Below are 15292 nucleotides of genomic sequence, written 5' to 3'. Positions count from 1 at the left end.
CGGCGAGCCCACCACGGTCCGCGCTCTCGGGAGGATCTGCCATGACCGCCAGTCTGGAGCAGTTGCGCCGCTGCCACTTCGCCGTCGATCTGGGTGCCGCGCGCACCCGCGTGTACGTGAAGGGCGCGGGCCTCGTCGTCGATGAGCCCAGCGCGGCGGCGGTCAACACCCGCACCGGCGCGCTCATCGCGGTCGGCGAGTTCGCCGAGAAGATGACAGGCCGCACCCCGCACTACATCCGCGTCGTACGCCCCGTCTCCGGCGGCACGGTCGTCGACATCGAGATGGCCCAGCGGATGCTGCGCCACCTGCTCGGCGACAAGCTCCGCCGCACCCTTCGCCGCAAGCCCCGGCTGCGCGCCGCCGCCGCCGTGCCGCACGACGCGGACCCGCTGGCCCAGCGCGCCACCGTCGAGACGCTCGTCGGCCTCGGCGCCCGCCGCGTGGAACTGGTCGACACCCTGATCGCGGCCGCGGTCGGCTGCGGCCTCCCGGTGGAGCAGCCCGAGGCCACGATGATCATCGTCTGCGGCGCGGCCACCACGCAGATCGCGGTCCTCTCGCTCGGCTCGATCGTGACGGCGGCCCGCATCCCCGTCGGCGGCGACGCCATCGACCACGCGGTCGTCCAGCACCTGCGCCAGCACCACGCGCTGATGCTGCCGTCCCAGTCCGTACGCCCCCTGCAGCTCGCCCTGAGCGGCAACGGCCTCACCCCGCAGGGCCCCGAGCAGACCGAGATCCACGGCCGCGACGTCGCAACAGGCCTGGCCCGCTCGGTACATGTGGACACCGCCGCCGTGCGCAGCGCGATCCACACCCCGCTGACCGCCGTCCTCGACGGCATCGGCAGGGTGCTGCGGGACTGCCCGCCCGACCTGGTCGCCGACCTCACGGAACGCGGCATCATGATGGTCGGCGGCTCCGCCCTGCTGCCCGGTCTCGACCAGATGCTGCGGAACGCGATCGGCGTCCCGGTGCACATCGCCGAGCGCCCCGACGTGTGCGCGGTGCGGGGGCTCGGCGAGATGCTGGAGGGCCGGATCCAGCCGATGGCCCTGAACCCGCTGACCGACTGACCGGGCGCGGGGCAGAGCGGTGCGCGCCCCCGGACACTGAGCCCGCCCATCGGATGACAGATGGCCCGTCACGGTTTCCGTGACGGGCCATCAGGTTACGTACGAGCTGGTCGCATCGTTTCTGCGCCGCGTACATGCGGTGGGGCGGGTGGGACTCGAACCCACGGCCGACGGATTATGAGTCCGCTGCTCTAACCGGCTGAGCTACCGCCCCGTCTCGGCGTGGCGCGTACAAGTGTGCGCGCCGTCTGCCGCAGCATAGCCGCTCATACGATCTCCTGCCTCGAATGGTCCGGCTCTGCACGACCATGAGGACTCCCCCCATACCCGGACGGTTCCACCAGGCAAGAAAAAGCCCTCCGGAGCGGACTCCGGAGGGACTTGTTCACAGCTCTCCCGACTGGACTCGAACCAGTAACCTGCCGGTTAACAGCCGGCTGCTCTGCCAATTGAGCTACAGGAGATCGAGCTCCCCCGACTGGACTCGAACCAGTAACCTGCCGATTAACAGTCGGCTGCTCTGCCAATTGAGCTACAGGGGAATGACCTCGTTGCTTCGAACGAAGCCACCTGGGTACTTGCCAGGCGGCGCGCGCTCGCTGCGACACATACATTAGCGCAAGCAGGGGGGTGGTCCGCCAATCGGTACCCCCTAAGTGATCAACAAGCTCCACGACGACCGCATCGACCACGAAGCCTCGCTACGGAAAGGGTGGCCGACCATGCGCTATCGGCTCACATTCATCGCCGGTCTGGCCCTGGGATACGTACTGGGTACGAGGGCCGGCCGGGAGCGCTACGAGAAGCTGAAGAAGTCCGCCCGAGAGATCGCCCAGAACCCTGCCGTGCGCAATACGGCCGAGTCGGCGGCGCAGCAGACGCGGAACGTCGCGGGCAAGGCCTTCCACTCGGTGAGCGAGAAGGTCGAGAGCAAGGTGCCCGACTCGGTCGCCGGCCGGGTGCGCACGCTGCGCGAGCGCGGCGGCTCCACCGACGACGCGACGACCGACGACTGGGGCACCAGCAACACCTGACGGCACAGAAGCGTCCGGCGGTACGGCAGAATTTCAGTCATGGGGATAGTCGCCGGGCTGGACAGTTCGCCCGAATTTACGCGCATAGTCGTTTGTGACGCCGATACCGGGGCCGTGCTGCGGCAGGGGTACGCCCCGCACCCGTTGGAGGCACCTGAAGGCGGCGGACGGCCGTCCGACGTGGATCCCCAGGCATGGCTCCTCTCGCTCGGCGAGGCCGCCGGCGGAGGGCTGCTGGAAGGCGTGCAGGCCATCGGGGTCTCCGCGCAGCAGAACACCGTGGTGCCGCTGGACGCGCAGGGCAACACCGTGCGCCCGGCCATGGTCGGCGGGGACAAGCGGGCGCAGGTCGCGGCCGCGGACCTGGTCGACCGGCTCGGCTCGCGCGAGGCGTGGGCCGAGGCCGTGGGGAGCGTGCCGCAGGCGGCGCTGCCGGTGACCAAGCTGCGCTGGCTGGCGCGCAGCGAGCCGGAGAACGCCGAGCAGGTCGCCGCGCTGATGCAGGCGCACGACTGGCTGGTGTGGCAGCTCCTCGGCCGGCCCGCGCGCCGGACCACCGACCGCGGCGGGGCCTCCAGCACCGGGTACTGGTCGGCGGCGAGCGCCGCGTGGCGACCCGACCTGGTGGAGCTGGCGCTCGGGCACCAGGTGGCGCTGCCGGAGGTGATCGGCCCCGGTGAGGCGGCCGGGCGGACCCCGGAGGGCCTGGTCATCTCGGCCGGGACCGGGGAGACGATGGCCGCCGCGTTCGGGCTCGGCGTGCAGTCGGGGGACGCCGTGGTCTCGCTCGGGGCCTCGGGCTCCGTGATGGCCGTGCACCATGAGGCGCTCGTGGACTCCAGCGGATCCATCACCGCGCTCGCCGACGCGACCGGGATGCACCTGCCCGTGGTCCATACGTCGAACGCCGTACGGGCGCTGCGGGGCACGGTCGAGATGCTGGGGCTCGACGGAGGCCTGGAGGAACTGTCCGAGCTGGCCATGAAGTCGACGCCGGGCGCCCACGGACTCGTACTCCTGCCCTATCTGGAGGGCGAGAAGACACCGAATCTGCCGCACACCGCGGGGACGTTGAGCGGGCTGCGACGGGAGTCCATGAAGCCCGAGCATCTGGCGCGGGCCGCCTTCGAGGGCATGCTGTGCGGGCTCACCGACGCCATGGACGTGCTGCGCGGCCGTGGCGTGGAGATCCGGCGGGTGTTCCTGCTGGGCGCCGCCGCCGAGCTGCAGGCCGTGCAGAGCGCGGCGCCGGCCCTGTTCGAGGCGCAGGTCGTGGTGCCGCAGCCCGCGGACTACGCGGCGATCGGCGCGGCGCGACAGGCCGCGTGGGCGCTGAACGGGCAGCTGCCGCAGTGGCAGGGCGCGGCCGCGCAGGTCTTCGAGGCGGGCGACGAGCTGCCGGTGGGCCGGGCGGTGCGGCAGCAGTACCGGGCCGTACGGGACCAGATCCACCCCGGCGCGTTCTCCTGAGTCCCCAATCTTTGGGTGCTCTTGATTAATTCGGTTGAGGTAACGCGGGTGGAGTGTTCGACGATAGGGGTCCATGCGTCGCCGTTTCGGCGTCGGCGCGGATCGATCCCCCTCCCCGAACACCGCTCCTCCCACTACCGCCGACCACCGAGAGACCGAGCGTGCTCATAAGACTTCTGCGGACCCATCTCGGTCCGTACAAGAAACCCATCGGGCTGCTGGTGCTGCTGCAGTTCCTGCAGACCTGCGCCGCGCTGTATCTGCCCACCCTGAACGCCGACATCATTGACAACGGTGTCGTGAACGGCGACACCGGCTACATCCTGGAGTTCGGCGCCCTGATGCTGGGCGTCACCGTCGTCCAGGTCGTCTGCAACACCGGCGCCGTCTACTTCGGCGCACGGACCGCCGCGGCGGTCGGCCGGGACCTGCGAGCGGGGATCTTCGACCGCGTGCAGTCCTTCTCGGCCCGCGAGGTCGGCCAGTTCGGCGCCCCTTCGCTGATCACCCGCACCACGAACGACGTGCAGCAGGTCCAGATGCTGGCCCTGATGACGTTCACGCTGGTGGCCTCGGCGCCGATCATGTGTGTCGGCGGCGTCGTCATGGCGCTCGGCCTGGACGTGCCGCTGTCGGGCGTGCTGCTCGCCGTGCTGCCCGTGATGGCGATCGTGCTGTCGCTGATCATCCGTAAGATGCGGCCGCTGTTCCGGTCCATGCAGGTCAAGCTGGACACGGTGAACCGGGTGCTGCGCGAGCAGATCACCGGCAACCGCGTGATCCGCGCCTTCGTCCGCGACGACTTCGAGAAGGACCGGTTCGGAGCCGCGAACCGGGACCTGACCGACGTGTCGGTCGCCACCGGCCGGATCATGGCACTGATGTTCCCGTTCGTGATGACGATCGTGAACGTCGCGTCGATCGCCGTGGTCTGGTTCGGTGCGCACCGCATCGACAGCGGCGGCATGCAGATCGGTGACCTGACCGCGTTCCTCGCGTATCTGATGCAGATCGTGATGAGCGTGATGATGGCCACGTTCATGTTCATGATGATGCCGCGCGCCGAGGTGTGCGCCGAGCGCATCCAGGAAGTGCTCGGCACCGATTCGAGCGTCGTGCCGCCGCGGCCCGACGCGTCGGTGCGTGAACTGCGCCGCCACGGCCACCTGGAGCTGCGGGGCGCCGACTTCGGCTACCCGGGCGCCGAGGAGCCCATCCTGCGCGGCATCGACATCACGGCCCGCCCCGGCGAGACCACGGCGATCATCGGTTCGACCGGCAGCGGCAAGTCGACGCTGCTCGGCCTCGTACCGCGGCTGTACGACACCACGGCCGGCACGGTCTACGTGGACGGCGAGGACGTCCGCGGGATCGATCCGGCGCTGATGGCGAGGACGGTCGGGCTCGTACCGCAGAAGCCCTACCTGTTCTCCGGCACCGTCGCCACGAACCTGCGCTACGGCAAACCGGACGCCACCGACGAGGAGCTGTGGCACGCGCTGGCAGTGGCGCAGGCCAAGGGATTCGTCGGCGAATTGGAAGGCGGGCTCGACGCGCCCATCACGCAGGGCGGCACCAACGTCTCCGGCGGTCAGCGCCAGCGCCTCGCCATCGCGCGCACGCTCGTGCAGCGGCCGGAGATCTACCTCTTCGACGACTCGTTCTCCGCGCTCGACTACGCGACCGACGCGGCGCTGCGCCGGGCACTCGGCGAGGAGACGGCCGAGGCGACGGTGGTGATCGTGGCCCAGCGGGTCGCGACGATCCGCGACGCCGACACGATCATCGTGCTCGACGAGGGCCGCGTCGTCGGCACCGGACGCCATCACGAGCTGATGGCCGACAACGAGACGTACCGGGAGATCGTTCTCTCCCAGCTGACGGAAGCGGAGGCCGCCTGATGAGTGGGCCCATGGGGCGAATGGCGGCCGGTGCGCCCGGTTCGCGTTCGATGGACTTCAAGGGGTCCGGCAAGCGGCTCCTGAAGCGGCTCGCCGCGCACCGCGCGGCGGTGGTCGGGGTGCTCGTCTCCGTCGTGATCAGCGTCGGTCTCTCGGTGGTCGGGCCGAAGATCCTCGGCCACGCCACCGACCTGCTGTTCGGCGGGGTCATCGGCGGGCGGATGCCGGCCGGGCAGACCAAAGAGCAGGTCATCGAGGGCCTGCGGGCCAAGGGTGACGGCGGCATGGCCGACATGCTCGGCAGCGTCGACTTCACGCCTGGCCAGGGCGTCGACTTCGGCGCGATCGGCGAGGTGCTGCTGCTCGGTCTCGCCGTTTTCGCGGTCGCCGGGCTGGCGATGATGATCAGCACCCGGCTCGCCAACCGGACGATCAACCTCGCCGTGGGGCAGCTCCGCGCCGAGTTGCAGGACAAGCTGTCGCGGCTGCCCCTGTCGTACTACGACAAGCAGAAGCGCGGCGAGGTGCTGAGCCGGGCGACCAACGACATGGACAACCTCGGTCAGACGCTGCAGCAGACGATGGGGCAGATGCTCAACTCGCTGCTCACCGTCATCGGCGTGCTCGCGATGATGTTCTGGATCTCCTGGCTGCTCGCGCTGGTCGCGCTGGTGACGGTGCCGCTGTCGGTGTTCGTCGCGGCGAAGGTCGGCAAGCGGTCGCAGCCGCAGTTCGTACAGCAGTGGCGGGCGACCGGCGCGCTGAACGCGCACATCGAGGAGATGTACACCGGCCACAACCTGGTGAAGGTGTTCGGGCGGCAGAAGGAGTCGGCGGAGCTGTTCGCCGAGCAGAACGACGCACTGTACGACGCGTCGTTCAAGGCGCAGTTCAACAGCGGCATCATGCAGCCGCTGATGTTCTTCATCTCGAACCTGAACTATGTGCTCGTGGCCGTGGTCGGCGGTCTGCGGGTGGCCTCCGGCTCCCTGTCGATCGGCGACGTCCAGGCCTTCATCCAGTACTCGCGCCAGTTCTCGATGCCGCTGACGCAGGTCGCGTCGATGGCGAACCTGGTGCAGTCGGGTGTCGCCACGGCCGAGCGGGTCTTCGAACTGCTCGACGCCGACGAGCAGTCGGCGGAGCCGGTCCCCGGCGAGAAGCCGGACCACCTGCGCGGGCACGTCGAGTTCGAGCACGTGGCCTTCCGCTACGAGAAGGACACGCCGCTCATCGAGGACCTGTCGCTGACGGCCGACCCCGGTCACACGGTGGCGATCGTCGGTCCCACGGGCGCGGGCAAGACCACCCTCGTCAATCTGCTGCTGCGGTTCTACGAGGTCACGGGCGGGCGCATCACGCTCGACGGCGTCGACATCGCGAAGATGTCCCGCGAGGAACTGCGGGCCGGGATCGGCATGGTGCTCCAGGACACCTGGCTGTTCGGCGGGACCATCGCGGAGAACATCGCATACGGCGCCCCGAAGGACGTCACCCGCGAGGAGATCGAGGAGGCGGCGAAGGCCGCGCACGCAGACCGGTTCATCCGGACGCTGCCCGACGGCTACGACACCGTGCTCGACGACGAGGGCACCGGCGTCAGCGCCGGTGAGAAGCAGCTGATCACCATCGCGCGGGCGTTCCTGTCCGACCCGGTGATCCTCGTGCTCGACGAGGCGACCTCCTCCGTCGACACCCGGACCGAGGTGCTGATCCAGAAGGCGATGGCGCGGCTCGCCGCGGGCCGTACGTCGTTCGTCATCGCGCACCGGTTGTCGACGATTCGCGATGCGGACACGATTCTCGTGATGGAGAACGGGGCGATCGTGGAGCAGGGGGCGCACGAGGCGCTTGTCGCCTCCGGCGGGGCGTATCAGCGGTTGTACGAGGCGCAGTTCGCGCAGGCGGTCGCTGAGGTCGACTGATCGTGGAGCCCCGCCGGGGTTGGGGTCTCGGGGCTCTGCCCCGGACCCCGCGCCTCAATCGCCGGCGGGGCTTGATCAGGTTGAATTAGTCGAGGTAGCCCCTGAGTTGGTCCGCGAACGCGTGGTCGCGGAGTTTGTTGAGGGTTTTCGACTCGATCTGGCGGATGCGCTCGCGCGTGACGCCGAAGATGCGGCCGATCTCCTCCAGCGTGCGGGGACGGCCGTCGGCGAGGCCGTAGCGGAGCTGGACGACCTTGCGTTCGCGCTCGCCCAGCGTGGAGAGCACCGCCTCCAGGTGTTCGCGCAGCAGCAGGAAGGCCGCCGATTCCACGGGACTCGTGGCGTCGCCGTCCTCGATGAGGTCGCCGAGCGCCACATCGTCCTCCTCGCCGACGGGGGCGTGCAGGGAGACGGGCTCCTGGGCGAGGCGCAGCACTTCGCTGACCCGCTCATGGGTCAGGTCGAGGTGGGCGGCGACCTCCTCGGGGGTCGGCTCGTAGCCGCGCTCCTGCAGCATGCGGCGCTGCACGCGGACGACCCGGTTGATCAGCTCGACGACATGGACGGGGACCCGGATGGTGCGGGCCTGGTCGGCGAGGGCCCGGCTCATGGCCTGGCGGATCCACCAGGTCGCGTACGTCGAGAACTTGTAGCCGCGGGCGTAGTCGAACTTCTCGACCGCGCGGATCAGGCCGAGATTGCCCTCCTGGACCAGGTCGAGCATGGTCAGGCCGCGGCCCACGTACCGCTTGGCGACGGAGACGACCAGCCGCAGGTTCGCCTCGATGAGGCGGCGCTTGGCCATCCGGCCCATGACCACCAACTTGTCGAGGTCCAGAGCCAGTTGGGAGTCGAGGTCGGGGGCGTGGGCCAGTTTCTCCTCGGCGAACAGGCCCGCCTCGACGCGCCGCGCGAGCTCCACTTCCTCGGCCGCGGTGAGCAGCGGGATCCGGCCGATCTCGCGCAGATACTGGCGGAACAGGTCGGAGGACGGGCTGGCACCTTCGGAGCGGGCACTGCGTACCGGTTCGGGCGGGTCCACGGACCCCTGAGGGCCGGCCGGTTCCTCCGGCTCGGCCTCGGGATGGTGCTCGACGCGGCTCTGCGTGGGCACCGAGGCCAGCACGTCGCCCTGCGGCACGGCACCCTTGGGCGCGGCTTCGGGGTCGGCGAGGGCCTGCGCTGTGCTGTCGCTCTGGGTGAGGGTCTGGGTCTGCACGGGGGCGACCTCCAAAGTGATCGCATCTGAGGCGTGCGGCAGGGGGGCGGGAACGACGGCCTCGCCGCTGTCCGTCCCGTACGCGATGAGCGGAACCGCGGGGGTGTCGGACCCGTTGTCCGGGCTCCGGCCGCGCTCCGAGGACTCAGGCACCGCAACCCAGTGTGGAGTACGACACAGTGCCGCCACGAGGGGCGTGCGTTGACTTTTTGAGTCCGGTGCGTGACCGCGCGGTTACCGTGTTGGACGGTTACCCGGCTTTCCCCGATCCGAACGGGGGCAAACGGCGCATCAGAGTGCGGACACCTACAGAGCGTCCGCGCCGCGCTCCCTGAGGGCCTGACCGTACTGCTGAAGGACCCACAACTCGTTCTGCACCGTGATCAGTTGGTGCGGGTCGCCGCCCGCACCGAGGCGGGTGAGCGTGCCCTGGACGTCGCGGATGCGGCGGTCGACGGCGCGCTTGCGCACGGTCACCAGCTGCTCCCCCGCGTAGGCCTCGTCGACGGTCTTGCGGCGGATGGCCTCGACGGCGAGCTCGGTCACCATCGCCCGCACCGCGTTGTCGGGCGCCGCCTCGCGCACCGCGATCAGGTACTCCTGCGGGTCGTGGACGCCCTGCTCGGCGCCGCCCGCGTCCAGGACGGCCTGGCGGACGGCGGCGTACGCATCGGCCGTGAACTCGTCGACCCCGTACGCGTCGAAGGCCGGGGACACCAACTGCGGGTACTGCAGCGCGAGTTTGAGCAGTTCGCGTTCGGTCGTGAACACGGGGTTGCGCAAGGTGAGCGCCGGTCCGCCGAAGGGACGGGCCGAAGCGGCGGCGGGGTCGGCCTGCGGACCACCGCGCCCGGACGCGGGCGCGGGCCCGCGGCCACCGCGGTCGCGGGCCCAGCGGGCGAGCTGCCCCACCCGCTTGACCACGAACTGGGTGTCGAGGATGCCGAGCATCCCGGCGAGCTGGACGGCGACCTCGTGCTGCGAGGCGCTGTTCTTGATGCGGGCGACGACGGGCGCCGCCTCGTCGAGCGCGGAGGCGCGGCCCGCCGGGGTCTCCAGGTCGTAGCGGCCGACGATCTGGCGGAGCGCGAACTCGAAGAGCGGTGTGCGGGGTTCGGCGAGGTCGGCCACCGCCTCGTCGCCCTTGGCGAGGCGCAGGTCGCACGGGTCCATGTTGTCCGGCGCGATCGCGATGTACGTCTCGGCGGCGAACTTCTGGTCGTCCTCGAAGGCGCGCAGGGCGGCCTTCTGGCCCGCCGCGTCGCCGTCGAAGGTGAAGATCACGCGGGCCGAGCCGTTGTCCATGAGGAGCCGGCGCAGGATCTTGATGTGGTCGCCGCCGAACGCCGTGCCGCACGTGGCGATGGCGGTGGTGACGCCGGCGAGGTGGCAGGCCATCACGTCCGTGTACCCCTCGACGACGACCGCGCGGGAGGACTTGGCGATGTCCTTCTTCGCGAGGTCGATGCCGTACAGGACCTGGGACTTCTTGTAGATCGGCGTCTCTGGCGTGTTCAGGTACTTCGGTCCGTTGTCGTCCTCGCGCAGGCGGCGGGCGCCGAAGCCGACGACCTCGCCGCCGATGTCGCGGATCGGCCACATCAGGCGGCCGCGGAACCGGTCGATGGGGCCGCGGCGGCCTTCCTGGGAGAGGCCGGAGAGCAGGATCTCCTTGTCGCTGAAGCCCTTGCCGCGCAGGAAGCGGGTGAGGTGGTCCCAGCCCGCCGGGCTGTAGCCGACGCCGAAGTGCTGGGCCGCGGCCTGGTCGAAGCCGCGCTCGGCGAGGAAATTGCGGCCGATCTCGGCTTCCGGTGACTCCAGCTGGTCGATGTAGAACTGCGCGGCGACCTTGTGCGCCTCGACCAGGCGGATGCGCTCGCCGCGCTGGTGGGTGGGGTTGTACCCACCCTCCTCGTAGCGCAGCGTGATGCCGGCCTGACCGGCGAGGCGCTCCACCGACTCGGAGAAGGAGAGGTGGTCGACCTTCATCACGAATGTGATGGTGTCGCCGCCCTCCTGGCAGCCGAAGCAGTGGAACAGACCCTTACTGGGGCTGACCTGGAAGGACGGTGACTTCTCGTCGTGGAACGGGCAGAGGCCCTTGAGGTTTCCGCCGCCCGCGTTGCGCAGTTGCAGGTACTCGGACACCACGGCGTCGATCGGGACCGCGTCCCGAACCGCCTTCACGTCCTCGTCATTGATCCTGCCTGCCACGCGGCAATCCTACGGGTGCGGACTGACAGTTCAGTCACTGCTCCAGAAGATCACCGAGTGGAACCGACGGGTCCGACAGCCGCTCGACCCCGGGCCTGGCCCCGGACCTGATCAGCCGCTGGATCTGCTCCGTGACGTCCCACACATTCACGTTCATCCCCGCGAGGACCTGCCCGTCCTTCAGCCAGAACGCGATGAACTCGCGCTTGCCCGCGTCCCCGCGCAGCACCACCTGGTCGTACGACCCCGGGGGCGCCCAGCCCGAGTACTCCAGGCCCAGGTCGTACTGGTCGGAGAAGAAGTACGGCACGCGGTCGTAACTGACGTCCTTGCCGAGCATGGCGCGGGCCGCGGCCGGTCCGCCGTTCAGCGCGTTCGCCCAGTGCTCGACGCGCAGCCGGTCGCCGAAGAGCGGGTGCTGGACCGCCGCCACGTCGCCCGCCGCGTAGATGTCGGGGTCGGAGGTGCGCAGCGTCGCGTCCACGGCGATGCCGCCGCCGTGCGCCCGGTCGGCCAGTTCCAGGCCCGCGGCCTCGGCGAGCCCGGTGCGCGGGGCGGCGCCGATCGCGGCCAGCACGTCGTGCGCCGGGTGCTCCTCGCCGTCGTCGGTGAGGGCGGCGAGGACCATGCCGTCCTGGCCGGTGATCTCCGTGAGCGTGGCGCCGAAGTGGAAGCGGACGCCGTGGTCGCCGTGCAGCTCGGCGAAGATCTGGCCGAGCTCGGGGCCGAGCACGGAGTGCAGCGGCGTGGCCTCGGGCTCGACGACGGTGACCTCCGCGCCGTACTCACGGGCGGCCGCCGCGACCTCCAGGCCGATCCAGCCGGCGCCGGCGATCACCAGGTGCCCGTTGTCCCTGCCGAGCGAGGCCAGCACGTTCTTCAGGCGCTCGGCGTGCGCGAGGCGGCGCAGGTGGTGGACGCCCGCGAGGTGCGTGCCGGGGATGTCGAGGCGGCGCGGCTCCGCGCCGGTGGCGAGCAGCAGCTTGTCGTAGCGCAGGACGGTGCCCTCGCCGAGCCGCACCGTCTTCTCCGCGCGGTCGATCGTGGTGACCGTCTGACCGAGGTGCAGCTCGATGTCGTTGCTCGCGTACCAGGCCGGTTCGTGGACGAAGACGCTGTCGCGCTCCTCCTTGCCCTGGAGGTAGCCCTTCGACAAGGGCGGTCGTTCGTACGGGTGGTCTCGTTCGTCACCGATGAGGATCACCCGCCCGGTGAAGCCCTCCGAGCGAAGTGTCTCGGCGGTCTTGGCTCCGGCGAGCCCACCCCCGACGATGACGAACGTCTGGTCCGCGTCGACCACTTGATGCCTCCTCATTGCCATGCCGTCATATGCGAGCGTCCCGCACGCAGCGTAATGCGGGAAGGGGGCGTGGCCCGATCAGGGCATCTTTTCGTCACGCCCAGTGGTCGCGTCTCCTTCCCGATGATGCCCGCCGACGGTAAGCCGCGCGTGAAGGGAACGGGCCGAGGCGTCGGTCAGCGAGGCGATCTGGTCGACGATCACCCGCTTTTTCGCCCGGTCGTCGGGCGCGGTGTCGAACAGGGCGCGGAACTGCGGGTCGAGGCCGTCGGGCGCGCGGGAGGTCAGCGCCTGCGCCAACTCGGCGACCACGATGCGCTGGTCGGCCCTCAGACGCTCCTGCTGGGGGCGCTGCATCACGTACCGGTCGGCGACCGCCTTGAGCACCGCGCACTCGTACCGGGCGGCGCGCGGCACCACGAGCTCCGCCGCGTAGCGTGTCAAACGGCCCGAGCCGTGTCTCGCGCGTGTCGCGCCCTCCGCGGCGAGGCAGAGGTGTCCGATCAACTGGCTGGTCGCGTCCTTGAGCCGGGCCTGGGCGACCGCCGTCCCGTCGTAGCCGTGCGGCCACCACTCCTGGTCGAGGAGGCGGTCGAGGGCGGCGGAGAGCTCGGCGGGGTCCGTGTCCTCGGGAACGTAGCGCCCGATGGCGACGGCGAAGATGTCGGCGCGCTCGGGCTCGGCGTGCAGCACGTTCGGATCCAAGTGCCCCGCGTGCAGGCCGTCTTCGAGGTCGTGCACGGAGTACGCCACGTCGTCCGACCAGTCCATGACCTGTGCCTCGAAGCAGGTGCGGCGGCCGGGGGCCGTCTTCCTGATCCAGTCGAAGACCGGACGGTCGTCCTCGTAGACCCCGAATTTCAGCGAATCGGGGTCACTGGGGTGCTCGCCGCGCGGCCACGGGTACTTCGTCGCGGCGTCCAGCGCGGACCGCGTCAGGTTCAGCCCCACGCTGGTCAGCTCGCCGGAACTCGCGCTCTGCGCGAAGCGCTTGGGCTCGATGCGGGTGAGCAGGCGCAGCGACTGGGCGTTCCCCTCGAAGCCGCCGCAGTCCTGTGCCACCTCGTTGAGCGCCTGCTCGCCGTTGTGCCCGAAGGGCGGGTGGCCCAGGTCGTGCGAGAGGCAGGCCGTCTCGACGAGGTCGGGGTCGCAGCCGAGCGCGGCACCCAACTCCCGCCCCACCTGGGCGCATTCGAGGGAGTGCGTGAGGCGGGTGCGCGGGCTCGCGTCCCAGTGATGGCCGAGCGTGCCCGGCGTGACGACCTGGGTCTTGCCCGCGAGGCGACGCAGCGCCGACGAGTGCAGCACCCTGGCCCGGTCGCGCTGGAACGCCGTGCGCCCCGGGCGCTTGTCGGGCTCGGGGGCCCAGCGCTCGACCGCCGCGTCGTCGTATGTGTCGCTGCCTGCGCTGCCTTCCATGTCCTGACAGTAAGGGCACCCGCTGACAACTGGGGCCTACGGCGGCTCAGACGGACGCGGTCCGGGCCACCGTGGCGTACGCGGCCGTGGCCGGTGCCCGGTCGTAGCGGTGCAGGACGAGGCGGGCCAGGCCCGGGTGGGTGCCGAGCGGGGCGGCGGCGATGCCGGGCGCGGCCGCGGCGGCCTCCGTGGCGAAGCGGCCGGGGGCGGTGAAGTACGAGGCGACGGCGATCCGGTCGCGGCCGCGTGCGGCGAGGGAGCGGGCGGCCGTGGCGACGTCGGGGGTGGTGGCGGACGCGTATCCGGGGACGACGGGCACGCCGAGGCGGTGGGCGAGGAGCGCGGCCGTGCGGCGGACGTCGTCGGCCGCGTGCGGATCGCGGGATCCGGCGGCGGCGAGGACGACTCCGCCGCGGCGGCGGTCCCGGTCGGTGGGGCGCTCGGGCCAGCCGGCCTCGACGAGCCGGTCGTGGAGGGCCTCGACGAGCAGCTGGTGCGGGCCGAGGGGGTCCGCGACGCGGGTGCGCAGGTGGTCGGCGGCGTCGGCGGCCCGCGGCAGGTCGTGCTTGACGTGGTGGCCGCGGGAGAGGAGCAGCGGCACGAGGACGGCCCGGCCGGCGGGCAGGTCGGCGAGGGTGTCGCTCAGCAGGGGCTCGTTGAGTTCGATGTGTCCGAGGCGGACGGTGAGACCGGGTCGTCGCTCGCGTATCCGCTCGACGAGTTCGGTGACGGTGGCCAGGGCCCGTGGGTCGCGGCTGCCGTGCGCCACGAGCACCAGGGCGGGCGGCTGCCGGTGCCCGCGCAGCGGGGACACGTGGCTGAGTCTGCTGCCGAGCTGGTCGCTGATCATGCTGAGGAGTCCCGCCGTGCCGACTGTGTGATCCAGGTAGGTCGTGCCGTGGTCCATGGGGCCGTACGACTCGTCCGTCATGGACAGATCGTGCCGGTCCGGGGTTGCCGGGCTGTTGCGTGGCGGTGACGGGTGGTTGCCGGTCGTTCACGTGGCGGACCGGGTGGCGGTGAGCGCGGCACCGGGGCACCTTGCCGCACCGTGGCCGGGCCGTGCTTTCCGTTGCGCCGCACCGGGCGCCGCCTTGCCCACCCTGCCGCCCGATGGGGTCTCCCCTGCTCGGAGCTTGTCGCAGAGCTTGGGGAAGGCAGATTGCCCAAGTCGGGGAAGGTCTCCCGGATGCCCAGGCAGCGGGTGGCCCCGAGGGCGTAACGCCGGTTCGGCAGGTCCGGCCCCGGCGAGGCACACCGGCTCGACGCGGCGGCCGAGCTGTACCGCGCGGGGAAGGTCCGCGTCCTGCTCGTCACGGGTGACAACAGCCGCGAGGAGTACGACGAGCCGGACGCCATGCGCGCGTACCTGACCCGCCACGGGGTGCCGTCCCGGGCCGTCGTCGGCGACTACGCGGGCTTCGACACCTGGGACTCCTGCGTCCGCGCGAAGAAGATCTTCGGCGTCGACCGGGCCGTCCTGGTCACCCAGGGCTTCCACGCGCGGCGCGCGGTGGCGCTGTGCGAGGCCGCGGGCGTCTCCTCGTACGGGGTCGGGGTCGAGGAACCGCACGACGTGACCTGGTACGCGGGCGGGGCGCGGGAGACGCTCGCGGCGGGGAAGGCGGCGCTCGACGTGGTGGTGCGGCCTGATCCGCACTTTCTGGGGCCCGAGGAGAAGGGCGTGCGCGAGGCCCTGGACGCGACCTCACGCCGTCCGTAGGACGGCCG

General features: G+C 70.9%; 10 protein-coding genes, 3 tRNA genes and 1 pseudogene. 6 read left to right on the top strand and 8 right to left on the bottom strand.

The window, feature by feature from the left end; genetic code table 11:
* The first annotated feature begins 41 nt into the window (after positions 1 to 41).
* Entirely contained in the window at positions 42 to 1079 is a 1038-nt protein-coding gene (locus OKJ99_RS39605; RefSeq protein ID WP_326023296.1) for a rod shape-determining protein, read from the top strand.
* Positions 1080 to 1219: 140 nt separating this feature from the next.
* Here OKJ99_RS39605 and OKJ99_RS39600 read toward each other — a convergent pair.
* The 3 genes from OKJ99_RS39600 to OKJ99_RS39590 all read right to left on the bottom strand — a co-directional run bounded on the left by OKJ99_RS39600 (position 1220) and on the right by OKJ99_RS39590 (position 1621).
* Positions 1220 to 1293: transfer RNA gene (locus OKJ99_RS39600), tRNA-Ile, on the bottom strand.
* 177 nt (positions 1294 to 1470) lie between these two features.
* Positions 1471 to 1543: transfer RNA gene (locus OKJ99_RS39595), tRNA-Asn, on the bottom strand.
* A gap of 5 nt (positions 1544 to 1548) precedes the next feature.
* Positions 1549 to 1621: transfer RNA gene (locus OKJ99_RS39590), tRNA-Asn, on the bottom strand.
* A 180-nt stretch (positions 1622 to 1801) separates the two neighbouring features.
* Between OKJ99_RS39590 and OKJ99_RS39585 the strand changes: the two genes are divergently transcribed.
* From OKJ99_RS39585 to OKJ99_RS39570, 4 genes are all read left to right on the top strand, one after another.
* Positions 1802 to 2113, top strand: coding sequence for a YtxH domain-containing protein (locus tag OKJ99_RS39585; protein WP_326023295.1), 312 nt, complete (start codon positions 1802 to 1804; stop codon positions 2111 to 2113).
* 39 nt (positions 2114 to 2152) lie between these two features.
* Positions 2153 to 3583 carry a xylulokinase gene (locus OKJ99_RS39580; protein WP_326023294.1) on the top strand — a complete coding sequence of 477 codons (1431 nt, stop codon included), beginning with the start codon at positions 2153 to 2155 and terminating at the stop codon, positions 3581 to 3583.
* A gap of 161 nt (positions 3584 to 3744) precedes the next feature.
* Positions 3745 to 5484 (top strand): ABC transporter ATP-binding protein, encoded by a 1740-nt coding sequence (locus OKJ99_RS39575; RefSeq protein ID WP_326023293.1) that lies wholly within the window; start codon positions 3745 to 3747, stop codon positions 5482 to 5484.
* A gap of 20 nt (positions 5485 to 5504) precedes the next feature.
* Entirely contained in the window at positions 5505 to 7409 is a 1905-nt protein-coding gene (locus OKJ99_RS39570) for an ABC transporter ATP-binding protein (RefSeq protein WP_407700861.1), read from the top strand.
* Between the two features lie 85 nt (positions 7410 to 7494).
* On the opposite strand, the gene OKJ99_RS39565 is transcribed toward OKJ99_RS39570, so the two are convergent.
* The 5 genes from OKJ99_RS39565 to OKJ99_RS39545 all read right to left on the bottom strand — a co-directional run bounded on the left by OKJ99_RS39565 (position 7495) and on the right by OKJ99_RS39545 (position 14468).
* Positions 7495 to 8781: an RNA polymerase sigma factor gene (locus tag OKJ99_RS39565; RefSeq protein ID WP_326023291.1), complete on the bottom strand. Its 1287-nt coding sequence runs from the start codon at positions 8779 to 8781 to the stop codon at positions 7495 to 7497.
* Between the two features lie 153 nt (positions 8782 to 8934).
* Complete coding sequence (gene dnaG / locus OKJ99_RS39560; RefSeq protein WP_326023290.1) at positions 8935 to 10842, bottom strand: DNA primase; 1908 nt, start codon at positions 10840 to 10842, stop codon at positions 8935 to 8937.
* Between the two features lie 34 nt (positions 10843 to 10876).
* A complete protein-coding gene (locus tag OKJ99_RS39555; protein WP_326023289.1) occupies positions 10877 to 12142 on the bottom strand; it encodes an NAD(P)/FAD-dependent oxidoreductase in 1266 nt (421 codons plus the stop codon).
* Positions 12143 to 12220: 78 nt separating this feature from the next.
* Positions 12221 to 13561 carry a deoxyguanosinetriphosphate triphosphohydrolase gene (locus OKJ99_RS39550; protein WP_326023288.1) on the bottom strand — a complete coding sequence of 447 codons (1341 nt, stop codon included), beginning with the start codon at positions 13559 to 13561 and terminating at the stop codon, positions 12221 to 12223.
* Positions 13562 to 13607: 46 nt separating this feature from the next.
* Positions 13608 to 14468 (bottom strand): sirohydrochlorin chelatase, encoded by an 861-nt coding sequence (locus OKJ99_RS39545; protein WP_326023423.1) that lies wholly within the window; start codon positions 14466 to 14468, stop codon positions 13608 to 13610.
* Between the two features lie 336 nt (positions 14469 to 14804).
* Between OKJ99_RS39545 and OKJ99_RS39540 the strand changes: the two are divergent.
* Positions 14805 to 15284 (top strand): annotated as a pseudogene (locus tag OKJ99_RS39540) (SanA/YdcF family protein); the annotation flags it as partial.
* Positions 15285 to 15292: the final 8 nt, after the last annotated feature.

The organism is Streptomyces endophyticus (genome assembly GCF_035798155.1).
In the GTDB taxonomy this organism is placed as follows: Bacteria; Actinomycetota; Actinomycetes; order Streptomycetales; family Streptomycetaceae; genus Streptomyces; species Streptomyces endophyticus.
The sequence above is the reverse complement of the archived record's forward strand: the minus strand, read 5'-3'. Positions and strand labels throughout refer to the sequence as shown.